Consider the following 19,128-nt stretch of genomic DNA (forward strand, 5'->3'; position numbering starts at 1 on the left):
CTTCCTTAATCATTCATCATTCATTGTTCATTTTTCACCACTCAAAAATCTCACAAGCGTTGATATCACTCAATTTCGACAATCAGAAATTCTATAATTTCCCAGACATTAAAAAAGTAGTAGTTCATTCTAACTACTACTTTCATATCTTAAGATAAATATCGCAGAATTTTTCATAATTTAAATCAAAACTCTAGACATGCTAACTAGTGCTTTTACAGTAAACTGACTCATAAATTCATTTACTTTACTATTAAATCCATTATATTCTAAAGCTTCTTGAGCTAATATATCTTCCCTAAACATATTAGAAAATCTTCCATCAAGTTCTTCTGATCTAATATCTTCTAAAATACCTGTTCTAGCATTTATAATATGAATATTTAAAATATACCCGCCTTGTCCTTCAATGTAATTTAATTCCACAAGTTTTTTCGACATATGTATAGAATAAGGTACATCAATCCATTGATGATTTCCGAATCTAAATAGTAGGATAATTACATTGTCTTCTTTAAAATATCCATATTTAAGTTCACCTCCAACTATAGCTTGTCTTTCTTTATCCGTAGGATCTTCAGCATATATTAATAGGTTACACTCATTCTGCCCTATATCAAATTTAACCCCCTCCGGATATCTTGTTATACCTTCCTCATATGGTTTTCCAATCTCAAATCGCCCCATAATTTTAGCTCCTTTTCTTTATAATGTTTAATTATACTATAAAATTCATTACAAAGCAAAGCTATAGTTATTGTAAGTTCAAACAATTTCTTCTATAGATAATAATTTAGGATTGCCCTCTTCTTGAATTTTAATATATACTTTCACCATTTTCATATGGAAGTTTTCCACCATTGTTTTTACTTTACAAATAAAATAATATTCTTCTCTGCCATCATTAACTACTGCTACTGGATTAAAACTCCATCCATTTATTCCATCTAATGCTTTCCGAAGTATTTGTTTATCTTCAATTGTAACTGTATTTCTAATCCCTAATTCTTCATTTACCTTTTCCATAAACTAAAACACCCTTTCTATTTTGCATTATAGGCATACTTTATGAATATCTAATTAACAGTGATATAAATATAAGCTAACATACATTAAAATTCCAATATTTCCATCTCTTAAATTTATATTACAGGCAAATTGTTAAATTTATATATATAAAAACCTTAAGAAAAAGTAAAGAATTAAAAAGTATTTCATACAACCATAAATATTATTTATAATTGTTTGCTAAATACAATAGTTGCATATTACAATTAAATATACTATAATTTTCCTAGGGAGTGATATTTTTGAATGAAATTAACAATAAAAATTTTAGAGAATTAGTAAGAGTATTAGAACGAAAACTTGGGTTATTAAACAAGCAAGATAGTTGCTGCTCAGAAGTAACTTTGGCTCAATGTCATGCATTAGTGGAGATAGGACGCGCCAAGAATATTTCATTAAAAGATTTATCTACCCTGTTAATACTTGATATTAGCACTATGAGCAGAACTGTAGACAGCCTTGTAAAAAAGGAATTTGTATACAGGGCTACATCAGAAATAGACAGACGAAGTGTAGATATCAAATTAACAGAAAAAGGTTTAAATCTTTTCCATGATATTGAAAAAAAAATGAATGAAAAATATAAAAATATTTTTAATCAAATAACTTCAGAAGATCAGGCAATTGTTTTTAATGGATTAAATATTATTATTGAAGCTATTACAAAAAATGAAAATACTTCTACTAGCTTTGATGTAGATTTAAACACTAAGTATAAATAATTTTTTCAGAAATAAAAAGTATTGGAGGTTAATAAAATGAAGCAAAGCAAAGAATATTTTGATCAAATTGCATCTAATTGGGACAATATGAGAAACGACTTTTTTTCGGATGATGTAAGACTAGCTGCCTATAAGGCTGCTAATATTGAAAAAGGAAAAATAGCTGCTGATATGGGAGCTGGAACTGGTTATATATCTGAAGGTTTAATTCAGAAAAATATAAAAGTTCTTGCAGTTGATCAATCAGAAGAAATGCTTAACTTATTAAAGGAGAAGTTTTCTTATTACAAAGAACTAAAATGCATTCAAGGAGTTGGTGAAAATATACCTATTGAAGATGACTATGTAGATTATGTATTTGCAAATATGTTCTTACATCATGTTGAAAATCCAAGTTTAGTAATAAAAGAAATGTACAGAATCTTAAAATCTGGAGGAAAGCTTGTTATTACTGATTTAGATCAGCATAACTTTGAATTTTTAAAAACTGAGCAATACGATGTTTGGATGGGATTTGATAGAAAGAAGATTATAGAATGGTTTAAAGATGCTGGATTACAGAATGTAACTATAAATTGTGTAGGAAGTAATTGCTGTTCTGACTCTAATAGCGGATGTGAGAAAGCTAGTATTAGCATTTTCATTGCCTATGGAGAAAAAAATATTTAAAATTATTTCATTAGATAGGGAGGATTAAAAGTGAATAAAGATACAATTTTAAAGCAATTATTAACTTCTGGCGAAACACTTATTATACCAGATGCATTTGACCCCATCTCTGCTAAAATAATTGAATATGCTGGATTTGATGCAATTCAATGCTCTGGCTATAGCTACTCTATCTCAAAAGGATATAAAAGCGAAAAAGATGTTGATCTAGAGACAAATTTAAATATCACCAAAGAGATTGTTGATGCAGTAAATATCCCAGTTATGGCTGATGGGGAAGATGGATATGGGCATGGATGTAATTTTAAAAAAACAATTGAAGATTTTATAAAAATAGGTGTATCAGGAATAAATATTGAAGATCAAGATCATAGTATTGTAAATAACGATTTAAAAATTATTGATGAATCTAGTATGTTAGAAAAGATTAAAGCTGCAATTAACGTCAAGAATGATTTAGGAAGAAAAGATTTTATAATTAATGCTAGAACCGATGCTTTGCTATCTTTGGAAAATAGAAAAGAAGCACAAAAATTAGCAATAGAAAGAGCTAACAAATATTTAGAGGCAGGAGCAGATATTTGCTTTGTAACTTATGCAAAAACCCTAGAAGAAGTTAAATTATTTTCTAAAGAAATACATGGTCCAATTAGTATAGCAGCAGGTCTACCATATAATATTAATGAATTCACAATAAATGACTGTATCCAATTAGGAATTGCTAGAGTAAGCCTCCCAACAGTAATGATTTTAAATTCAGTTGGATATATGTTTAAAAATTTAAAACTAATAAAAGACAATGGAACCTTTAATAAAATAATCCAGGATAACATTTTACTATCAAATAGAGATTTATTAAAAAATATTTTAAATTACTCAAAATAGAAACTATTATTAATCAATGCAAAAAAGGTGCCGCAAATTGACACCCTTTTTTTCTTAATATAAAATATAAAGTTTTATACAAGCCTTTTACTACCATTACTTTTAAATATATTTATAAGCACCTTATATCGATTAATTTAATAGTCATATTAACATTTTATCAAAAACTCTACAAAGTATATTAATCATATTATTTGTATCTTCTCTAGTTATTATTAGAGGAGGCATTAGACGAATTATTGATGGTCTTGGTGAATTTATCAAAAGACCTTCTTTTAAACATTCATCAACAATTTCACTTCCATTGCTTCCAGGAATGTCAAAAGCCAAAAGTAACCCCTTACCTCGTATATTATTCAATTTATATTTATCTTTTATCTCATTTAATTTTTCTATTATATATTCACCTTGAATGTTAGCGTTATACGATAAATTTTTATTTATAATTTCACCAACTACAGCTAGTCCAGCTGCCATGCCAAGTGGTTGCGCTGAATATGTTCCACCTTGATCGCCTGGTTCAAATATATTAAATTTTTCTTTAACGAGTAGTGCAGATAATGGATACCCACCACCTATTCCTTTTGCTAATGTCATTATATCTGGTTCAATTCCATAATGCTCATAGGCAAATAGCTTTCCCGTTCTGCCAAGTCCAGTTTGTACTTCATCAAAGATTAATAAAATTTTACGTTCTTTACATATATCTCTCAATGCTTTTATATAATCCTTGTCTAATTCATTAACTCCACCTTCACCTTGTATAGGCTCAAGCATAATTGCACATGTGTTTGGCGTTATATCTGTTTTTATAGCTTCTAAATCATTTAATGGTACGTGCTTAAAGCCAGGTACCTTTGGTTCATATAAATCCTCCCAAATCTTTTTACCAGTTGCAGACATTGTAGCAAGAGTTCTGCCATGAAAACTGTTAACAGCAGTTATTATCTCATACGCACCATTAAGGTATTTTGATCCATATTTTCTTGCCAACTTTATTGCCCCTTCATTTGCTTCTGACCCACTATTAGCAAAAAATACCCTATCAAAACAAGAATTATCAGTAATAAGTTTTGCAAATTCTATCATTGGTTTATTATAGTATGAAGGACTAGCATTTATTAATATTTTACTTTGATTAATCAACGCTTCTGTTAGAACCTTTGGGCAATGTCCCAATGCTGTAACTGCCCATCCCCCCATAAAATCAAGGTAGGATTTTCCTTCCGTATCCCATAAATAGACACCTTCTCCATGATCCATCACAATATCTGGACGTTTTGTAGTAAATAAAATTGATTTGTTTGCCTCTTCAAGAAATTCTTTTGTACTATTTAACTTGTACTCCATAAACATCAGAACCTTTCCTTTAATTAAACTAACAATTGTTTTACCGAATTTAATTAAAATTATAGCTAATCATTAAAAAGAATTTTTTATAATTGCACCACTTAATTACATCAGCAAATACTTGTCATTTATATAATTATGCATCAAAAGGCATAATTATGCAATAGCTATGTAATTTTCGTTTTTTATGTAGTTTATATCATTTAGAATACGTAATCAAAATAAGCTACAACTATACGTTTTGCATAATTATACATACAATTTTAAAGACATCTATCAAATAGTATGATAGATGTCTTTTCAAATTATACTTACAATAAGAAGGCTTTCAATCATTAATAAATCCTATTTAATTATGATTGTACTTTTACGATATTTCATTTTTAGAGTATGAAAAATACTTTCTTCCCCAATACAAAGCTACATTTACCAATGCAATCATCACAGGCACTTCTATTAACGGTCCTATTACTGCAGCAAATGCTACTTTTGATTCAATTCCGAATACTGCTACTGCAACAGCTATAGCTAATTCAAAATTATTACTTGCAGCTGTAAAGGATAAAGTAGTTGTTTGATGATAATTTATACCTGATTTGTAACTAATGTAGAACGATACAGAAAACATAACTATAAAGTATATTACAAGTGGTATTGCCACTTTTATAACATCTAAAGGCAGATCTACAATATACTTGCCTTTGAACATAAACATTACTACAATTGTAAATAATAAAGCTATTAAAGCTAATGGACTAATCTTAGGAACGAATTTCTTAACATACCACTCTGTCCCCTTAATTGGTTCTAAAATAAGTCTAGTAAGCATCCCTAATAAGAAAGGAATACCTAGGTAAATTGCAACAGACGTTGCTACTTCTCCCATAGAAATATGAATTTCATATCCTGCAAGACCAAATATAGGAGGTAATACTGTTATAAACAGATATGCAAATACAGAATAAAACACTACTTGAAATATTGAATTAAATGCAACTAATGCTGCAGCATATTCACTATCTCCATCTGCTAAACTGTTCCAAAGAATTACCATAGCTATACATCTAGCAAGCCCTATAAGAATAAGTCCAGTCATTAATGCGGAATCTGATTTTAAAAATAAAAATGCCAAAATAAACATTAAAATAGGTCCAATAACCCAGTTTTGTACTAATGATAATCCAAGAACTCTAGGATTTTTAAATACCTTCCCAAGCTCTTTATAATTTACTTTTGCTAGTGGCGGATACATCATAACTATTAATCCAACAGCTATTGGTATTGAAGTTGTTCCAATAGCTAATTTTGCAAGTCCAGCTGATAATGATGGCACTCCCCATCCAAGCATTATGCCTAATGCCATTGCTGCAAATATCCAAAGAGTTAAATATCGATCTAGGAATGATAACCTTGATGATTTATTATTCAATTTTAAATCCCCCCATATTAATCTATTAATCTAAATTAATTTCATTATTCTTAATTCTTTTTGCTAAATCTTTTATTTTTTCTTCTATGGTCTTTGCTGTATTTATAAATTCTTCATCACTTTTGCCGCTTGGATCATCTAATCCCCAGTCTTCTCTATGCTTAGAAGGTAAAAATGGACATTGAACATTACAGCCCATTGTTACGACAACATCTACCTTAGGAATATCACTTAAGAGCTTAGATTTTTGTGTTTCATTCATATCAATATTGTATAAATCCTTAATAATTCTTACTGCATCTTGATTTATTTGAGGCTTTGTTTCTGTTCCTGCAGAATAACTTTCAAATACATCACTTCCATAAAGTTTTCCTAGCGCTTCTGCCATTTGTGACCTGCATGAATTGTGTACACATATAAATGCTACTTTTGTTTTCATATTTTTCATCTCTCCCTTATTCACTAAATTAGTTTATTTAAATTATTTCCTTTTACTTCATCTGCTTTCCATTCAATACGAGCAAAATACCCCTTTGAAATTTCATCAACTTTATTAATCCACTGAATTTCATTGCTTGCCTTAGCTTTTAAAACTTCATTAGTTGTGTTTGCTGCGTAAAGACTTGAATTTATTATCCACCATTTACTATGAATCTGTGCTCTTTCTAAATCCTTTTGAAGTCTCATAGCTTCATAAACAGGAGTAGTTTCAGCTAAGGTTACTATAACTACTTCCGTTTCCTTTTCATTTCTTAATTTAGGCAATAACTTTATAACTGATTCTGGTATATCACCCTCAGATCTTGAGATTTCTTTGTTATAGCTTTCTGTTGAATCTAAAAGTAATAAAGTATGACCTGTTGGTGCTGTATCTATTACCACTATTTCATTTTCTGATCTTTCAACTATTTCAGCAAAAGCTCTGAATACTGCGATTTCTTGAGTACAAGGTGATCTTAAATCTTCTTCAATATACTCAATATCTTCATCACTCATATTATTTTCTCTTGCCTTGTGTAATACCTCTTGTGTGTATTTTTCAAGCTCTTCTTTTTCATCAATATTACTTAAAGAAATACCATAGCTTTCATCTAATACAAATTTTAAATGAGCTGCTGGGTCAGTAGTTGTTAAATGAACCTTTTTACCTTTTTTAGCTAATCCTAACGCTATTGCTGAAGCAATAGTAGTTTTACCAACTCCACCTTTTCCCATTGTAAAAATAACTTTTTTATTACTACTATAAAGGTCGTCTATAACGTTTTTTAATTTTGGGATATCAGTAGTGTTTAAATAATCATTACTAATTTTAATATGTTCTTCTTTAAGTAAAGCTCTTACATTATCAAGTCCTGTTATATTGTAAGGTCTTAAAGGAATTTCAAAAGTTTCTATATCCTTAAATTTAGTAGGCATATTTTGAAGGGCCTTTTGCTGCTTTTCATAAATAGCAGTTGAGAGTTTATCATCATGATTTTGAAGTACACCATTTATAACAAGTATTTGATTTTTTATCCCTATTTCTTGCAGTTCACTAGATGCCCTTTCGGCTTCTTTTAATGGTGAATTTTCTGGACGAGATACAAGCACAAGAGTTGTTTTATCTTTATCTGCCAAAGTATCTACTGCTTTTTTATAGTTTTCTTTTTTATCTTCAAGCCCTGCAAGCTGCCCTAAGCATGATGCTCCATGGGTACTTTCATTAATAAAGTTACTCCATGCAGAAGGCAATTGTAACATCCTTAATGTATGTCCTGTTGGTGCTGTATCAAAGATTATATGATCATATTCATTAAAAACTTTTTCATTTGTTATCATTGAAGAAAATTCATTAAATGCTGCTATTTCAACAGTACATGAACCTGACAATTGCTCCTCCATATTATCTATTACCGATTGTGGGAGTTTACCTCTGTAAGGACTAATTACACTTTCCCTATATTCAGCTGCAGCAGCTTCTGGTTCGAAGTTTGCAACAGTTAAGTTTGGAACTTCTTTTATTGTAACACCTTTATTATCCAGCTTTGTATTAAATACATCTTGAAGATTTGATGCTGGATCAGTGCTTACAAGCATTATCTTTTTTCCTTCATCTGCTAAATTTAGGGCTACAGCACAGGCTGTCGAAGTTTTTCCAACTCCACCTTTTCCAGTAAAAAATAGATACTTTGTTAAATTTATTTCATTTATCTTAAATGGTTTAAACATAATTTTCTCCTCCCTTCTGTATACGTATATTCATTTAAATTAGCAAATCTATATATCTTCTTAGCAGCACCCATCTTTACATCCACAGTTTTTAGTTGGTTTCTTTATGCTTGCTTTCTTTATATTAAGCTTTAAAGTATCTGCTGGTATTTCTAATAATTCACAAAATTCATCATTAGTTGGATAGCCTCCTTCTTTAACTATGACTCCGTCTACCATTATCACAGGTAAAGCTTCAACTCCCTTAGAATTTAAAACCTCGTTTATCGCCTTATTATCTACAAATATTTGAGGGTTATTTGTTAAATTGTGTCTTTCAACAACTATTCCTTTATTCTTTAAAGTATTTAAAACTGTCGCAACTCTTAATAATTCCTTATCTACAGATGGGCCGCAAACCCCTGTAGAACAACACATAGCAGGATCAAATATTATCATTTTTTTCATTTTCATTAACTCCTTTACATTTTAAAGTGAAACTTTTATTTGCAAGTACATTTTGTTTTATCCTTGCAAATGCAATCTTTTGTTTCTGTTATAAGGTTCATCATGAACAATGTGAGTTTATTGCAGTTATTAATATTTAGACTATAGTAATTCCAGAGCCCTTCTTTCCTTACCTCAACAAGACCACATTCACTTAATACTTTCATATGATGAGAAAGTGTCGGCTGAGTAAAACCAAAATACTCCAGAATATCACATGCACACCTTTCACCACAGGATAGTATGTCAATTATTTTTAATCTGCTTGGATCAGATAACGCTTTAAAAATTTTAGAATTTTCTTCATATTCCATCCTTATTCGTACCTTTCCTATATAGATGACAATCTATATACAACATAAACCATTATCTATATATTGTCAATATATACAATATATATTTTAACTATTTTTTAACACTAAATAAATATCTATCTATATAGTTAAATTATTCAAAAATCTTATTATTGTTACAAAATTAATTTATAAAAAATTAAGACTGGAGTGTAATTTTAAAATATAAATCACACTGCAATCTCATTTTATGGTTCCTTAAATCAACTTTTTTATACAGATTAGTTTTCTGGCAGTTCAATAGTAAATGTAGTTCCAGAATTAATTTTACTTTCTAAATAGATTTTTCCATCATGAGCTTCAACAAAGGCCTTAGTAATTGTAAGTCCAATACCAGAGCCCCCAGTATTTCTATCACGTGATATATCACTTCTGTAAAATCGCTCAAATATATGAGGTATATCTTTTTCAGGTATTCCAATTCCATCATCAATAACTTTAATTATAATCTTTTGCTTTTCTTTTTTTAGGACAACTGAAACTTTACCGTTAGGCCTTAAATATTTATAAGAATTTGAAAGCAGGTTATTCATGATCTGCTTAAATTTATCTACATCAATTACCGACATTACCTGTTGAGTTATATCACTGGTTAATTCATATTTTTCTTTTATATAAAGGGGTTTATAAGTATCAATTATTTTTTCTAATTCCTCTGAAAGATTAACTTTACTTTTATTTAGACTATTATTAGTCTGTTCGAGCTTTGCTAAATCTCTTAAGTTATCAACCATTTTTGTCATTCTCTCAATTTCTTCATAAAAAGTTTCAAATCTTTCACTTGTGGGCTCCCAAATGCCATCCATAAAGGCTTCTATATGAGTTTTCAAAGTAGTTAAAGGGGTTCTTAACTCATGAGCCATATCAGAGGTTAATCTTTTTCTAAGCATTTCCTGACTATTTAAGCTTTCTGCAAGATAATTTATAGCATTTGATAACTCATCTATTTCTTTAGTAGTCGTTTTAATCTCTACTTTCGCATTTAAATCTCCATGTCTGATCTTATTTGCGGTTTCAGTTATTTTAGATAACGGTTTTGATATTTGTTTCGAAAGAATAATACTTATGATAATTCCAAAAATTAAAGCCGCTAATGCTGAAATCATTAACGAATGATTTAATGTACTAATAAATGACAGAGATGCAGAAGATAAATATGAAGTTCCAAAATATCCAATTATTATGGTACCTTTATCTTCATCATTAAGACTTAATGAATATTTATCTTCAGTATATTCTCCCATATTGATGCCCGAAAAATTACGCATCATAGACCCCATCATTGGTCCCATCATATTTCCCATCATGTTTTTATGCTGCAAGTGGGACTTACCAGAAGAATAAACAGTATTATCATTATTGTCTTTTACTTCTATATATAATTCTTGTAATTCAGCATATCTTTGAATTTCATCATTATTTACTTTTGAAAAATCCTTTTGCCCACTATATAAATCCTGTATAATTTTTACTACATTTTCTACTTTTGTTTTATGCTCGTCAACTAAGTAATCTTTAAATTTATTTTCTACTGTATAGTTTGAAATAGCACTAGCTAAAATAATCGAAACTAAAACTGCTAATATGAAACCTACTGATAATTTTCTCACTAAAGGTACTTTCATTGTCTTACCTCATTGGAATTTGGGATAAATTTATATCCCATTCCATACACAGTTACTATATAAGTTGGTTCCTTAGGATTACTTTCTATCTTTTGACGAATATTTTTAACATAAGAATCTATAGTTCTATCAAAACCTTCATAATCTGATCCAAAGGCCTTTTCAACTAATTTCTCTCTAGAAAATATCTGTTCTGGGTTTGTAATAAAAACTATTAGTATTTTAAATTCATTTGCAGTTAAGTTTACATTTTCACCTCGTTTTTTAACTTCCATTTTTTTAATATTAACTTCTAAATCTCCATTATTAAAAGTTAAAAAATCAGCCATAGGCGTGAAATCTCTGTAAGCTCTTCTAAGTAAAGCTCTGACCCTTGCTACAAGTTCTCTGACACTAAATGGTTTTGTTAAATAATCATCAGCACCCATGGATATCCCTTCTATTTTGTCATCCTCTTCAACCTTAGCCGTAAGCATAATAATTGGTACGCTGGAGGCAGTTCTAATTTTACTGCATACTTCTTCACCAGTTATTTTAGGAAGCATTAAATCTAAAACTATTAAATGAACGGTTTCATTATTATATATATTTAATGCAGTTTCACCATCCATAGCTGTAATCACTTCAAAACCATCTTTCTCTAAATAAGCTCTTACTACATCTAATATATTCTGTTCATCATCTACAACTAATATTTTAAATTTACTATTCATGCGTACCACCTCCAGGATTACTTACCATTATTATATTACTTTACACTTTGTTGTATATAGAGAAATTTAGAAGTATTTTTATTTTTTCTGTGAAAGTATTTCTTTTCTTTTTAAGTATTCCTCTTGGCTCATTTCTCCACTCGCAAATTTTTCATTAAGTATTTTCATTGCATCACTAGATTTATTTGTATAACTTTTAAATAATTTAACAGCTAGTACCGCAAATACTATAAATATTAGCATTTTAAAGCCCATTGCTAAAAACATTCCTCCATACCCAATAGAATTTACTGGCCCAAAACCATTACAAAACATAAGTTACTCCTCCTCTTAAAATAAAATTTTGTTTTTTTCTTTGAGACTATTATACAAATTAAATATGGAGGAATTATGGAGAAATCATAATATATATCTACAAAAACTAGAAAACTGTACACCATTAAATTTAGGTGCACAGCTTATAAAATGCTTATCTTTAAGCATTACCCTTTAGATCATATTAATTTCAAAAACTATCCCCATTAGAAATAATATTAATAAACTTTATATGATAACTTTTTATCTGCAGCTGCAATCATGATGATGACGATGACATCGACAACATTTTAGACAGCATTTATTTTTTTTCATAAAGCATAAGAATTCTTTAACTGCCTTCTCATACCCTTTTTTGCATCCTTTTTCAAATCCTTTGCATTTTCCTTTTTCATAGCCTTCCTTGTAGACTTCTTCTAACATATCTGTGAAGCAGCCTTTATCTTCATCAAAGCAACTGTCCATTTCTTCTATACTTTCAAATTTATCTTCATCAAAGTATTTTTCTTCATCAAAATATTTTTCTTCTTCAAAAAATATATCTTCTTCACAGCATTTAAAATCTTTTCTACAATTCTTGTTATCCATTTTTTTCTCTCCTTTGTATTCATATAATTTTTTATTCATACTATTCTAGATGAAATATTACTTCAAATCACCTAATTCTATATTATGCTGAGTACGTTTATTTGTTATTAAAACTGAATAAAAAAATAAATTGTAGAAATCTAAAACTATTATAATACGATATTTATTACAAAATAAAAAGTCATGGGTATAAAGAGAAGCAATTCCCTTATATCCATGACAATTATCTAAAATTTCAATTTAATCTCTAAGGTTATAACCTTGATTATCTTATCAGTATTTTATAGAGCGTCTTTTCCACGTTCTCCAGTACGTATTCTTACAACATCTTCAGCATCATAGATGAATATCTTTCCATCTCCATAATTGCCTGTACTAATTTCTTTCAAAACCTTATCTATTATTAGTTCTGCAACGTCAGGAGCCACAACTGTTTCAACTTTAACTTTAGGTAATAGATTCACATTGTATTCTGTGCCTCTATAAATTGTTTTATATCCTTTTTGATTACCGTAACCCATAATATTTGAAATCATAACACCATTAGCATTGCAATCACTTAAGATTTTCTTTAATTCTTCTAACTTTTCACCCTTAATAACAATTTCTAATTTTTTCATACCATGACCTCCCTTTCTATATTATATTGCACTTGAGTTTCCTTTAAACCTTAAAGTTTGCTTTACTTCTATATTATCTTGTGAATCATAATCAAGTTCAGGATTCTTCACTAATTGTACGTCTGGATACCCAAGGACACCCATTTCAGGAATGTCTAAACCATTTAATTCTTCTTCAGGTGTAACTCTTATACCCCAAACTTTATCAATAAATTTTAAGAAAATATAAGAAACACCACATCCCCAGACGAATAAAACTATAATAGCAATAAATTGTGCTGCAAATTGAGAAGGATCACCAAAGAATAAACCTCTTACACCCCCAGCAACACCGTTTAAACCATCACCATAAGAACCATCAGCCAATAATCCAAGAGAAAGAATTCCCCAAAGTCCATTAACACAGTGAACTGATATTGCACCAACTGGATCATCAATTTTTAACTTATTTTCTACAAACGCAACTGATACGCAAACAAGCAACCCTGCTACACCACCTATAAAGAAAGCAGAAGGTGCATTTACAAAAGCACAAGGTGCAGTAATAGCAACAAGTCCAGCAAGAGCTCCGTTAGCTGTCATTGATGGATCTGGTTTACCATACTTAACCCACATATAGAACATTGCAACAAGTCCGCCAATTGCTCCAGCTATCATAGTATTTGTAGCTACTACAGATAATCTAAAATCAGATGCATTTAATGTAGAACCAGCATTAAACGAGAACCAACAGAAGAATAAAACAATAGTACCAATAATAGCCATTGGAATATCATGTCCTGGGAAAGGTCTTGCAGTTCCATCTTTTTTAAATTTACCTATTCTAGGCCCAATAATTATCGCACTTGATAAAGCAATCATTCCACCCATTGAGTGAACAACACCAGAACCAGCGAAGTCAACAACACCATGACCTAATCCAAAATTTGAACCAAGAGTCGCAAGCCAGCCGCCTCCCCATACCCAGTTTCCGAAAAGTGGATATAAAAACATTGAAATAAAGAATGATAAAATAACAACTGCAGAATATTTAACTCTTTCTGCTAAAGCACCAGTTGGAATTGTAACAGTAGTGTCCATGAACACCATTTGGAAGAAGAATAATGCGTATATTCCCGGATCATAAATACCTGTACCTGATAACATGAAGCCATTATATCCAAGAATTCCACCAAGACCGGGTATTGAAAGCATTGAAGTTAATCCAGCCGCTCCACCAGATCCAAGCCCTGCTGCTCCACCAGATCCACCAAATTGAAGAGCAAATCCTGTTAAGAAATATCCAATTGCTCCTACTAAAAATACCATAAAGTTCATAGTCATAGTATGAGCTGCATTTTTACCACGACAAAATCCTGTCTCTACCATTGCAAATCCACATTGAAAAAAGAAAACCATGAATCCAGTTATCATAACCCATACAAAGTTTGCTCCATAATAACCTTTATTTGCTACAGTTGCAACATCATTCAATGTTTCACTGCCTGTTGTTGCTATATAAGAAGCCCCTGTAGGATCAGAACCTCCTGCTGGTGAAAGTGCTAAAACTAACATTACAGCTAAAGCACCTAAGAATACTATAATTGCGCCCAATTTTGCTGAACTTTTCATGAATAATCCTCCTTTAAATAAAAATTAATTTTGTGTCATTTTGTGGAAACAATCTTTTTTGTTTTCTTGCTTTTAAAATTGCTCCAGGAAAATTTTGAAGAAGTTTTGTATAACTCTCCCTTTAACTTAGTTACAGATAGATAATATCTTATTCCTAAATAAAAAACTAAAAATCCAAATACCGCTCCTGGAATTGAAGAGCTTAGAATTTTAAAATTAATATTATTTACAAAACTAAAAATGCTAAAAAATATTCCCAAAAAAATAATTATTATGCTACTTGCAAAAAGAATATTAATGATAATTACTTTGGATTTATCAGTAGCAGCAACTGTATTTTTTATTTTCATATTTATCCCTCCTTTCATCACACATTCTTTTTTCTTCTCCAGTAAAACCCAAATTTCTCAATAATAAAAAAATAGAACCAATTTACTTAAAATTGACTCCATTGTCATAACAATTATTCATAATAAAAAAGGACGTCTAATATCACAATATTAGACGCCCTTGCCATTAACCATTACGTTTAATGTTATTATATACCCATAAATGTAAAAAGTCAATACAAATTACATTTAATTTATAAAATTGTTAATCAAGGTATAAATGTATTAAAATGTAAAACTTTTTACAACTATGCTAATCTTATAATTATTAATTATCATATAGTAATGAAAATATTATAAGGCATTAAATACTATTTACAGTATCTAATGCCTTACTAGCTAGATTAATAAAAAATGGCTATGTATTAAAATCATTAAAAAGATTTTAATACAAGTTTGAAATATATTTAAGTATAGTTAAATTATATATCAAAAACATTACCAAAGCAATATATACATTTCAATAATATGGATAAGAAGAAAACTTATTTTCAATAATAAATTTTATTAAACAATTCATTCAACTAAATTTAAAAAGAAGATAGTATTTCCAAAATTACAAATACTATCCCCTTTTTATTAGGTGGGGTTATTATGTTTTCATAAATAATTATTGACATCGATAATAAAAATTATGCAAGTTTTAGATTTTTTAATTTAAAACATTAATCATCCACTAACCTATACCCCACTCCAACTTCTGTATAAATATACTGAGGCTGAGCTGGATTCTTTTCTATTTTTCTTCTGAGACTTGCCATAAATACTCTAAGGGACTGTGTTTCATTTCCTAGTGCTGCTCCCCATATTTCATTTATAATAAAATTATGAGTTAATACCTTTCCTGAGTATTTACAAAGAAGGGCCATTATTTTATATTCTATAGGAGTTAAATGTATGTCTTCATTATCTATGGTTACTTTTCGTTTATTGAAGTCAACTATTAAACCCTTAACTTTAAAGGTATCCATATTTTCCTTTTCACTAGATGTTATTACACTATGTCGTAATGATACTCTAACTCTAGCTAGAAGCTCTCCAATTCCAAAAGGCTTAGTCAAGTAATCATCCGCTCCTTTGTCCAATGCTTCTATTTTCTGCCTTTCGTTTTCTCTTGCTGATACAATTATTATAGGAACCTTCGACCATTCCCTTACTTTTGTGACAACTTCAATTCCATCAATATCTGGAAGACCTAAATCCAATATTATTAAATCAGGTTTATATGACATTGACAAGGATATAGCTTCTACCCCCTTGTCAGTTTCTATATAATCATATCCTTGCACCTTCAAAGATGTTGTTATAAAATTTCTAATTGGCTTATCATCTTCAACTACAAGAATGTACGGTTTATTGTCCATCTATAATATCCTCCTTTGGAATATCAAATCTAAAGATAGCTCCTCCTCCTTCTTTGTTTTTGGCACTAATTGTTCCACCATGTGCCTCAACTATTGATTTACAAATTGCGAGTCCTAACCCCACGCCTCGACTCGAATCAGATATTTTATTTCCATTAGTAAAAAATCTATCAAATATGTTTGGTAATATTTCTTCATTTATTCCAATCCCATTATCAATTACCTTAAATACTACATTTTCCTCATTCTCATAAACTTTTACCTCTATTATTGACTCTTTGGGGGTAAATTTCAAGGCATTGTCAAATAAATTTATAAGCACTTGTTCAATCAAGCTTCCATCCATTGGTACCATAATTACATTTTCAGGAACACTTACTTTTATTTTATGATTTTTTAAACGCTTTGAAGTTCTTTGAACTGCCTCATACACAACTTCCTCAACAATCTCCATGCTCTTCTTAACTTTCATATTCCCCCCATCAAATCTCGTCATACTGAGTAAATTCTCTACTAACCTTATAAGCCACTCTGTATCATCATAAACACCTTCTAGAAGCTCCATTCTAGTCTTCTCTGATATAAGATTTCCGGTCTCAATTATTGTGCTTACAGCGCCCTTAATACCTGCAAGGGGACTTCTTAAATCATGTGAAATTGATCTTAAGAGATTACTTCTTAATCTTTCACTTTCAATTTCTAACTTAGAATTTTTTTGAGTTTCAGCAAGAATTTCTCTGTCTAGCGCAATATAAATTTGGCTGGCAACTGTTTCAAAAATAAACTTTTCTTCTGGTTTTAGTTTTCCACTAATACAAGAAACACCCAACACCCCTAGTATTTTTCCATTGCTTTTTAAAGGCATGTAATAACCCTTTGCCCCATAAAATGTGTTAGTACCAGCCCCTGCTTCTTTATCATTTAAAAATGTCCAATGAGCAACAGCTTCTTCATCCTTACTTAGTAAAGTCCTATCTTTTTCTCCTTTATTTGAAGTATATATAAAAGGAGTTAAAAGTTTATTGTCTTGAGTTAAATAGCAAATTACAGTCCGCTCTAATAATCTTGATAAATATTTTATTCCTATTCCTACAACATCTGCAGTGCCAGTTGCACTTAATAATTTTCTACTTACTCTATATAAAATTTGTGTTCTATTTTCCCTTTGGGCAGAATTATATGCTTCTTTTTGAATTTTATTTGTGAGAGTTCCAGTGGTAAAGGTCACTATTATCATTATAGGAAATGTTGCTAAGTAACTTTTATCATAGACCTCTAACGAATACCTTGGCTCTGTGAAAAGAAAATTGAACAAAAATATACTTATAATTGAGCAAATAAAGCCTAAAATATATCCTCTTGTTTTCATATTTACTATTATAACGCCTAGTATAAAGACCATAATAACATTGGCTTCACTAAAACCTATATAATCAATAACTAGTGATATTATTGTTGAGACTAACATTATTAAGCTTGATATTAAAATTTCTTTTCTTGACACATCAAATTTAAACTTATTTGTTTTTACATCTTTTTTTCTTTCTTTATCAACGGTTGAATTTGGTATAACATAAACATCTATATAAGAATTGGATTCCATAAGCTGGTCAACTATATCTCTTGCATAGAAATGAAATAGATTATTGGGTTTTTTATGATTTTTACCTATAATTATTTTTGTTACATTTCTAAATTTTGCATATTGGATTATTTGCTCAATTATATTATCACTATATACTGTTACTACTTCTCCACCTAATTGTTCTGCCAAATTAAAATTTGCATTTAATCTTTCCTTATCTTCTTTACTTAAATTTTGCGATTTTGTGGTTTCAACATAAAGCGCTATCCATTTTGAGTGATGTGCTTCTGCCATTCTTGTGGCTGTTCTTATGACTCTTGTGGATGATGGAGAAGGAGAAATACATGCAAGAACCACATCTGAAGTTGGCATTACAGTTATTTGCCCTTTTGATAACCTTACACTTTCGACTTCATATTTTACCCTATCAGCCGTTCTTCTTAAAGCAATTTCTCTAAGAGCAAATAAATTATTTTTTGTAAAAAAGTTATTAAAAGCTTTCTTTGTTTGTTCTTGGCTATACACTTTTCCTTCACTAAACCTGTTAAGCAATTCATCTGGTTCAATATCAATTAATTCTACCTTATCAGCATCATCAAATATCTTATCAGGTATTGTTTCTCTTACAGAAATATGAGTTATACTTTCAACTATATCATTTAAACTTTCAATATGCTGAACATTTAATGTAGTAAAAACATTTATTCCTGCTTCTAAAAGCTCTTCTATATCCTGCCATCTTTTTCTATGCCTTTCAGTTCTAACATTAGTGTGGGCTAATTCATCAACTAATATTATATTAGGTTTTCTAGCAAGCGCCTTATCTAAATCGAATTCCTTTAAAGTTATTCCTTTATAGTCAATCGTTTTAACACCTATATTCTCAATGCCATCTACTAATTCCATAGTTTCTGGTCTAGCATGAGGTTCTATATAACCAATAACTATATCTTTGCCCATCTTTTTCATATCATGAGCTTCCATAAGCATTGCATAACTCTTACCAACTCCTGCTGCATATCCAAAAAAAATCTTTAGTTTTCCTCTTGAAGATTCAGTTTCTTCTTTCTTTATTTGATTTAAAAGATAATCTGGATTTGGTCTTTCATGTATATCTATTTAAATCACTCCTAACTCTCAAATAGTAA

General features: G+C 29.9%; 20 protein-coding genes. 3 read left to right on the forward strand and 17 right to left on the reverse strand.

Annotated elements, in window-relative coordinates:
- Positions 1–180 precede the first annotated feature (180 nt).
- Complete coding sequence (locus COL3_RS04830; protein WP_008425794.1) at positions 181–687, reverse strand: hypothetical protein; 507 nt, start codon at positions 685–687, stop codon at positions 181–183.
- A gap of 78 nt (positions 688–765) precedes the next feature.
- On the reverse strand, positions 766–1,026 hold the full coding sequence (locus tag COL3_RS04835) for a hypothetical protein (protein ID WP_008425792.1): 261 nt from the start codon (positions 1,024–1,026) through the stop codon (positions 766–768).
- A 284-nt stretch (positions 1,027–1,310) separates the two neighbouring features.
- Between COL3_RS04835 and COL3_RS04840 the strand changes: the two genes are divergently transcribed.
- The 3 genes from COL3_RS04840 to COL3_RS04850 are packed head-to-tail and all read left to right on the forward strand — an operon-like array spanning position 1,311 to position 3,344.
- Positions 1,311–1,790, forward strand: a complete 480-nt coding sequence (locus COL3_RS04840; protein WP_008425789.1) for a MarR family transcriptional regulator — start codon at positions 1,311–1,313, stop codon at positions 1,788–1,790.
- A gap of 36 nt (positions 1,791–1,826) precedes the next feature.
- Positions 1,827–2,459 carry a class I SAM-dependent methyltransferase gene (locus COL3_RS04845; RefSeq protein ID WP_008425788.1) on the forward strand — a complete coding sequence of 211 codons (633 nt, stop codon included), beginning with the start codon at positions 1,827–1,829 and terminating at the stop codon, positions 2,457–2,459.
- 30 nt (positions 2,460–2,489) lie between these two features.
- Positions 2,490–3,344 carry an isocitrate lyase/phosphoenolpyruvate mutase family protein gene (locus COL3_RS04850; protein WP_008425786.1) on the forward strand — a complete coding sequence of 285 codons (855 nt, stop codon included), beginning with the start codon at positions 2,490–2,492 and terminating at the stop codon, positions 3,342–3,344.
- 144 nt (positions 3,345–3,488) lie between these two features.
- Here the strand turns inward: COL3_RS04850 and COL3_RS04855 are convergent, their stop codons facing one another.
- From COL3_RS04855 to COL3_RS04925, 15 genes are all read right to left on the reverse strand, one after another.
- On the reverse strand, positions 3,489–4,694 hold the full coding sequence (locus tag COL3_RS04855; RefSeq protein ID WP_242982101.1) for an aspartate aminotransferase family protein: 1,206 nt from the start codon (positions 4,692–4,694) through the stop codon (positions 3,489–3,491).
- Between the two features lie 367 nt (positions 4,695–5,061).
- Positions 5,062–6,123, reverse strand: coding sequence for an ACR3 family arsenite efflux transporter (gene arsB, locus COL3_RS04860; RefSeq protein WP_008425780.1), 1,062 nt, complete (start codon positions 6,121–6,123; stop codon positions 5,062–5,064).
- A gap of 25 nt (positions 6,124–6,148) precedes the next feature.
- On the reverse strand, positions 6,149–6,562 hold the full coding sequence (locus COL3_RS04865) for an arsenate reductase ArsC (RefSeq protein WP_035283763.1): 414 nt from the start codon (positions 6,560–6,562) through the stop codon (positions 6,149–6,151).
- 23 nt (positions 6,563–6,585) lie between these two features.
- Positions 6,586–8,331: an arsenical pump-driving ATPase gene (arsA, locus tag COL3_RS04870; RefSeq protein ID WP_008425775.1), complete on the reverse strand. Its 1,746-nt coding sequence runs from the start codon at positions 8,329–8,331 to the stop codon at positions 6,586–6,588.
- Between the two features lie 60 nt (positions 8,332–8,391).
- Positions 8,392–8,778, reverse strand: coding sequence for an arsenite efflux transporter metallochaperone ArsD (arsD, locus tag COL3_RS04875; protein ID WP_008425772.1), 387 nt, complete (start codon positions 8,776–8,778; stop codon positions 8,392–8,394).
- Between the two features lie 35 nt (positions 8,779–8,813).
- On the reverse strand, positions 8,814–9,137 hold the full coding sequence (locus COL3_RS04880) for a metalloregulator ArsR/SmtB family transcription factor (protein ID WP_180277920.1): 324 nt from the start codon (positions 9,135–9,137) through the stop codon (positions 8,814–8,816).
- Positions 9,138–9,391: 254 nt separating this feature from the next.
- A complete protein-coding gene (locus tag COL3_RS04885; RefSeq protein WP_008425769.1) occupies positions 9,392–10,795 on the reverse strand; it encodes a HAMP domain-containing sensor histidine kinase in 1,404 nt (467 codons plus the stop codon).
- Positions 10,792–11,508, reverse strand: coding sequence for a response regulator transcription factor (locus tag COL3_RS04890; protein WP_008425767.1), 717 nt, complete (start codon positions 11,506–11,508; stop codon positions 10,792–10,794). The genes COL3_RS04885 and COL3_RS04890 overlap by 4 nt, the downstream gene beginning before the upstream one ends.
- A 78-nt stretch (positions 11,509–11,586) precedes the next feature.
- Positions 11,587–11,823, reverse strand: a complete 237-nt coding sequence (locus COL3_RS04895) for an SHOCT domain-containing protein (RefSeq protein ID WP_008425764.1) — start codon at positions 11,821–11,823, stop codon at positions 11,587–11,589.
- Between the two features lie 243 nt (positions 11,824–12,066).
- Positions 12,067–12,411: a hypothetical protein gene (locus COL3_RS04900; protein ID WP_008425762.1), complete on the reverse strand. Its 345-nt coding sequence runs from the start codon at positions 12,409–12,411 to the stop codon at positions 12,067–12,069.
- Positions 12,412–12,692: 281 nt separating this feature from the next.
- Positions 12,693–13,031, reverse strand: coding sequence for a P-II family nitrogen regulator (locus tag COL3_RS04905; protein ID WP_008425761.1), 339 nt, complete (start codon positions 13,029–13,031; stop codon positions 12,693–12,695).
- A gap of 21 nt (positions 13,032–13,052) precedes the next feature.
- Positions 13,053–14,642 (reverse strand): ammonium transporter, encoded by a 1,590-nt coding sequence (locus tag COL3_RS04910; RefSeq protein ID WP_008425759.1) that lies wholly within the window; start codon positions 14,640–14,642, stop codon positions 13,053–13,055.
- 35 nt (positions 14,643–14,677) lie between these two features.
- Positions 14,678–14,992, reverse strand: a complete 315-nt coding sequence (locus COL3_RS04915) for a hypothetical protein (RefSeq protein WP_008425757.1) — start codon at positions 14,990–14,992, stop codon at positions 14,678–14,680.
- Positions 14,993–15,696: 704 nt separating this feature from the next.
- Positions 15,697–16,395, reverse strand: a complete 699-nt coding sequence (locus COL3_RS04920) for a response regulator (RefSeq protein WP_008425755.1) — start codon at positions 16,393–16,395, stop codon at positions 15,697–15,699.
- Positions 16,385–19,099 (reverse strand): sensor histidine kinase KdpD, encoded by a 2,715-nt coding sequence (locus tag COL3_RS04925; protein ID WP_099716570.1) that lies wholly within the window; start codon positions 19,097–19,099, stop codon positions 16,385–16,387. The genes COL3_RS04920 and COL3_RS04925 overlap by 11 nt, the downstream gene beginning before the upstream one ends.
- Positions 19,100–19,128 lie beyond the last annotated feature (29 nt).

This window comes from Clostridium sp. LS, from assembly GCF_002760435.1.
Classification (GTDB): domain Bacteria; phylum Bacillota; class Clostridia; order Clostridiales; family Clostridiaceae; genus Clostridium.

Coding starts and splice junctions, on each gene's coding strand:
- COL3_RS04855 (WP_242982101.1), bottom strand. CDS start 4,694: ATGGAGTACAAGTTAAATAGTACAAAAGAATTTCTTGAAGAGGCAAAC.
- COL3_RS04845 (WP_008425788.1), top strand. CDS start 1,827: ATGAAGCAAAGCAAAGAATATTTTGATCAAATTGCATCTAATTGGGAC.
- COL3_RS04890 (WP_008425767.1), bottom strand. CDS start 11,508: ATGAATAGTAAATTTAAAATATTAGTTGTAGATGATGAACAGAATATA.
- COL3_RS04905 (WP_008425761.1), bottom strand. CDS start 13,031: ATGAAAAAATTAGAAATTGTTATTAAGGGTGAAAAGTTAGAAGAATTA.
- COL3_RS04900 (WP_008425762.1), bottom strand. CDS start 12,411: ATGGATAACAAGAATTGTAGAAAAGATTTTAAATGCTGTGAAGAAGAT.
- COL3_RS04920 (WP_008425755.1), bottom strand. CDS start 16,395: ATGGACAATAAACCGTACATTCTTGTAGTTGAAGATGATAAGCCAATT.
- COL3_RS04915 (WP_008425757.1), bottom strand. CDS start 14,992: ATGAAAATAAAAAATACAGTTGCTGCTACTGATAAATCCAAAGTAATT.
- COL3_RS04835 (WP_008425792.1), bottom strand. CDS start 1,026: ATGGAAAAGGTAAATGAAGAATTAGGGATTAGAAATACAGTTACAATT.
- COL3_RS04910 (WP_008425759.1), bottom strand. CDS start 14,642: ATGAAAAGTTCAGCAAAATTGGGCGCAATTATAGTATTCTTAGGTGCT.
- COL3_RS04895 (WP_008425764.1), bottom strand. CDS start 11,823: ATGTTTTGTAATGGTTTTGGGCCAGTAAATTCTATTGGGTATGGAGGA.
- COL3_RS04865 (WP_035283763.1), bottom strand. CDS start 6,562: ATGAAAACAAAAGTAGCATTTATATGTGTACACAATTCATGCAGGTCA.
- arsD (WP_008425772.1), bottom strand. CDS start 8,778: ATGAAAAAAATGATAATATTTGATCCTGCTATGTGTTGTTCTACAGGG.
- COL3_RS04885 (WP_008425769.1), bottom strand. CDS start 10,795: ATGAAAGTACCTTTAGTGAGAAAATTATCAGTAGGTTTCATATTAGCA.
- arsA (WP_008425775.1), bottom strand. CDS start 8,331: ATGTTTAAACCATTTAAGATAAATGAAATAAATTTAACAAAGTATCTA.
- COL3_RS04830 (WP_008425794.1), bottom strand. CDS start 687: ATGGGGCGATTTGAGATTGGAAAACCATATGAGGAAGGTATAACAAGA.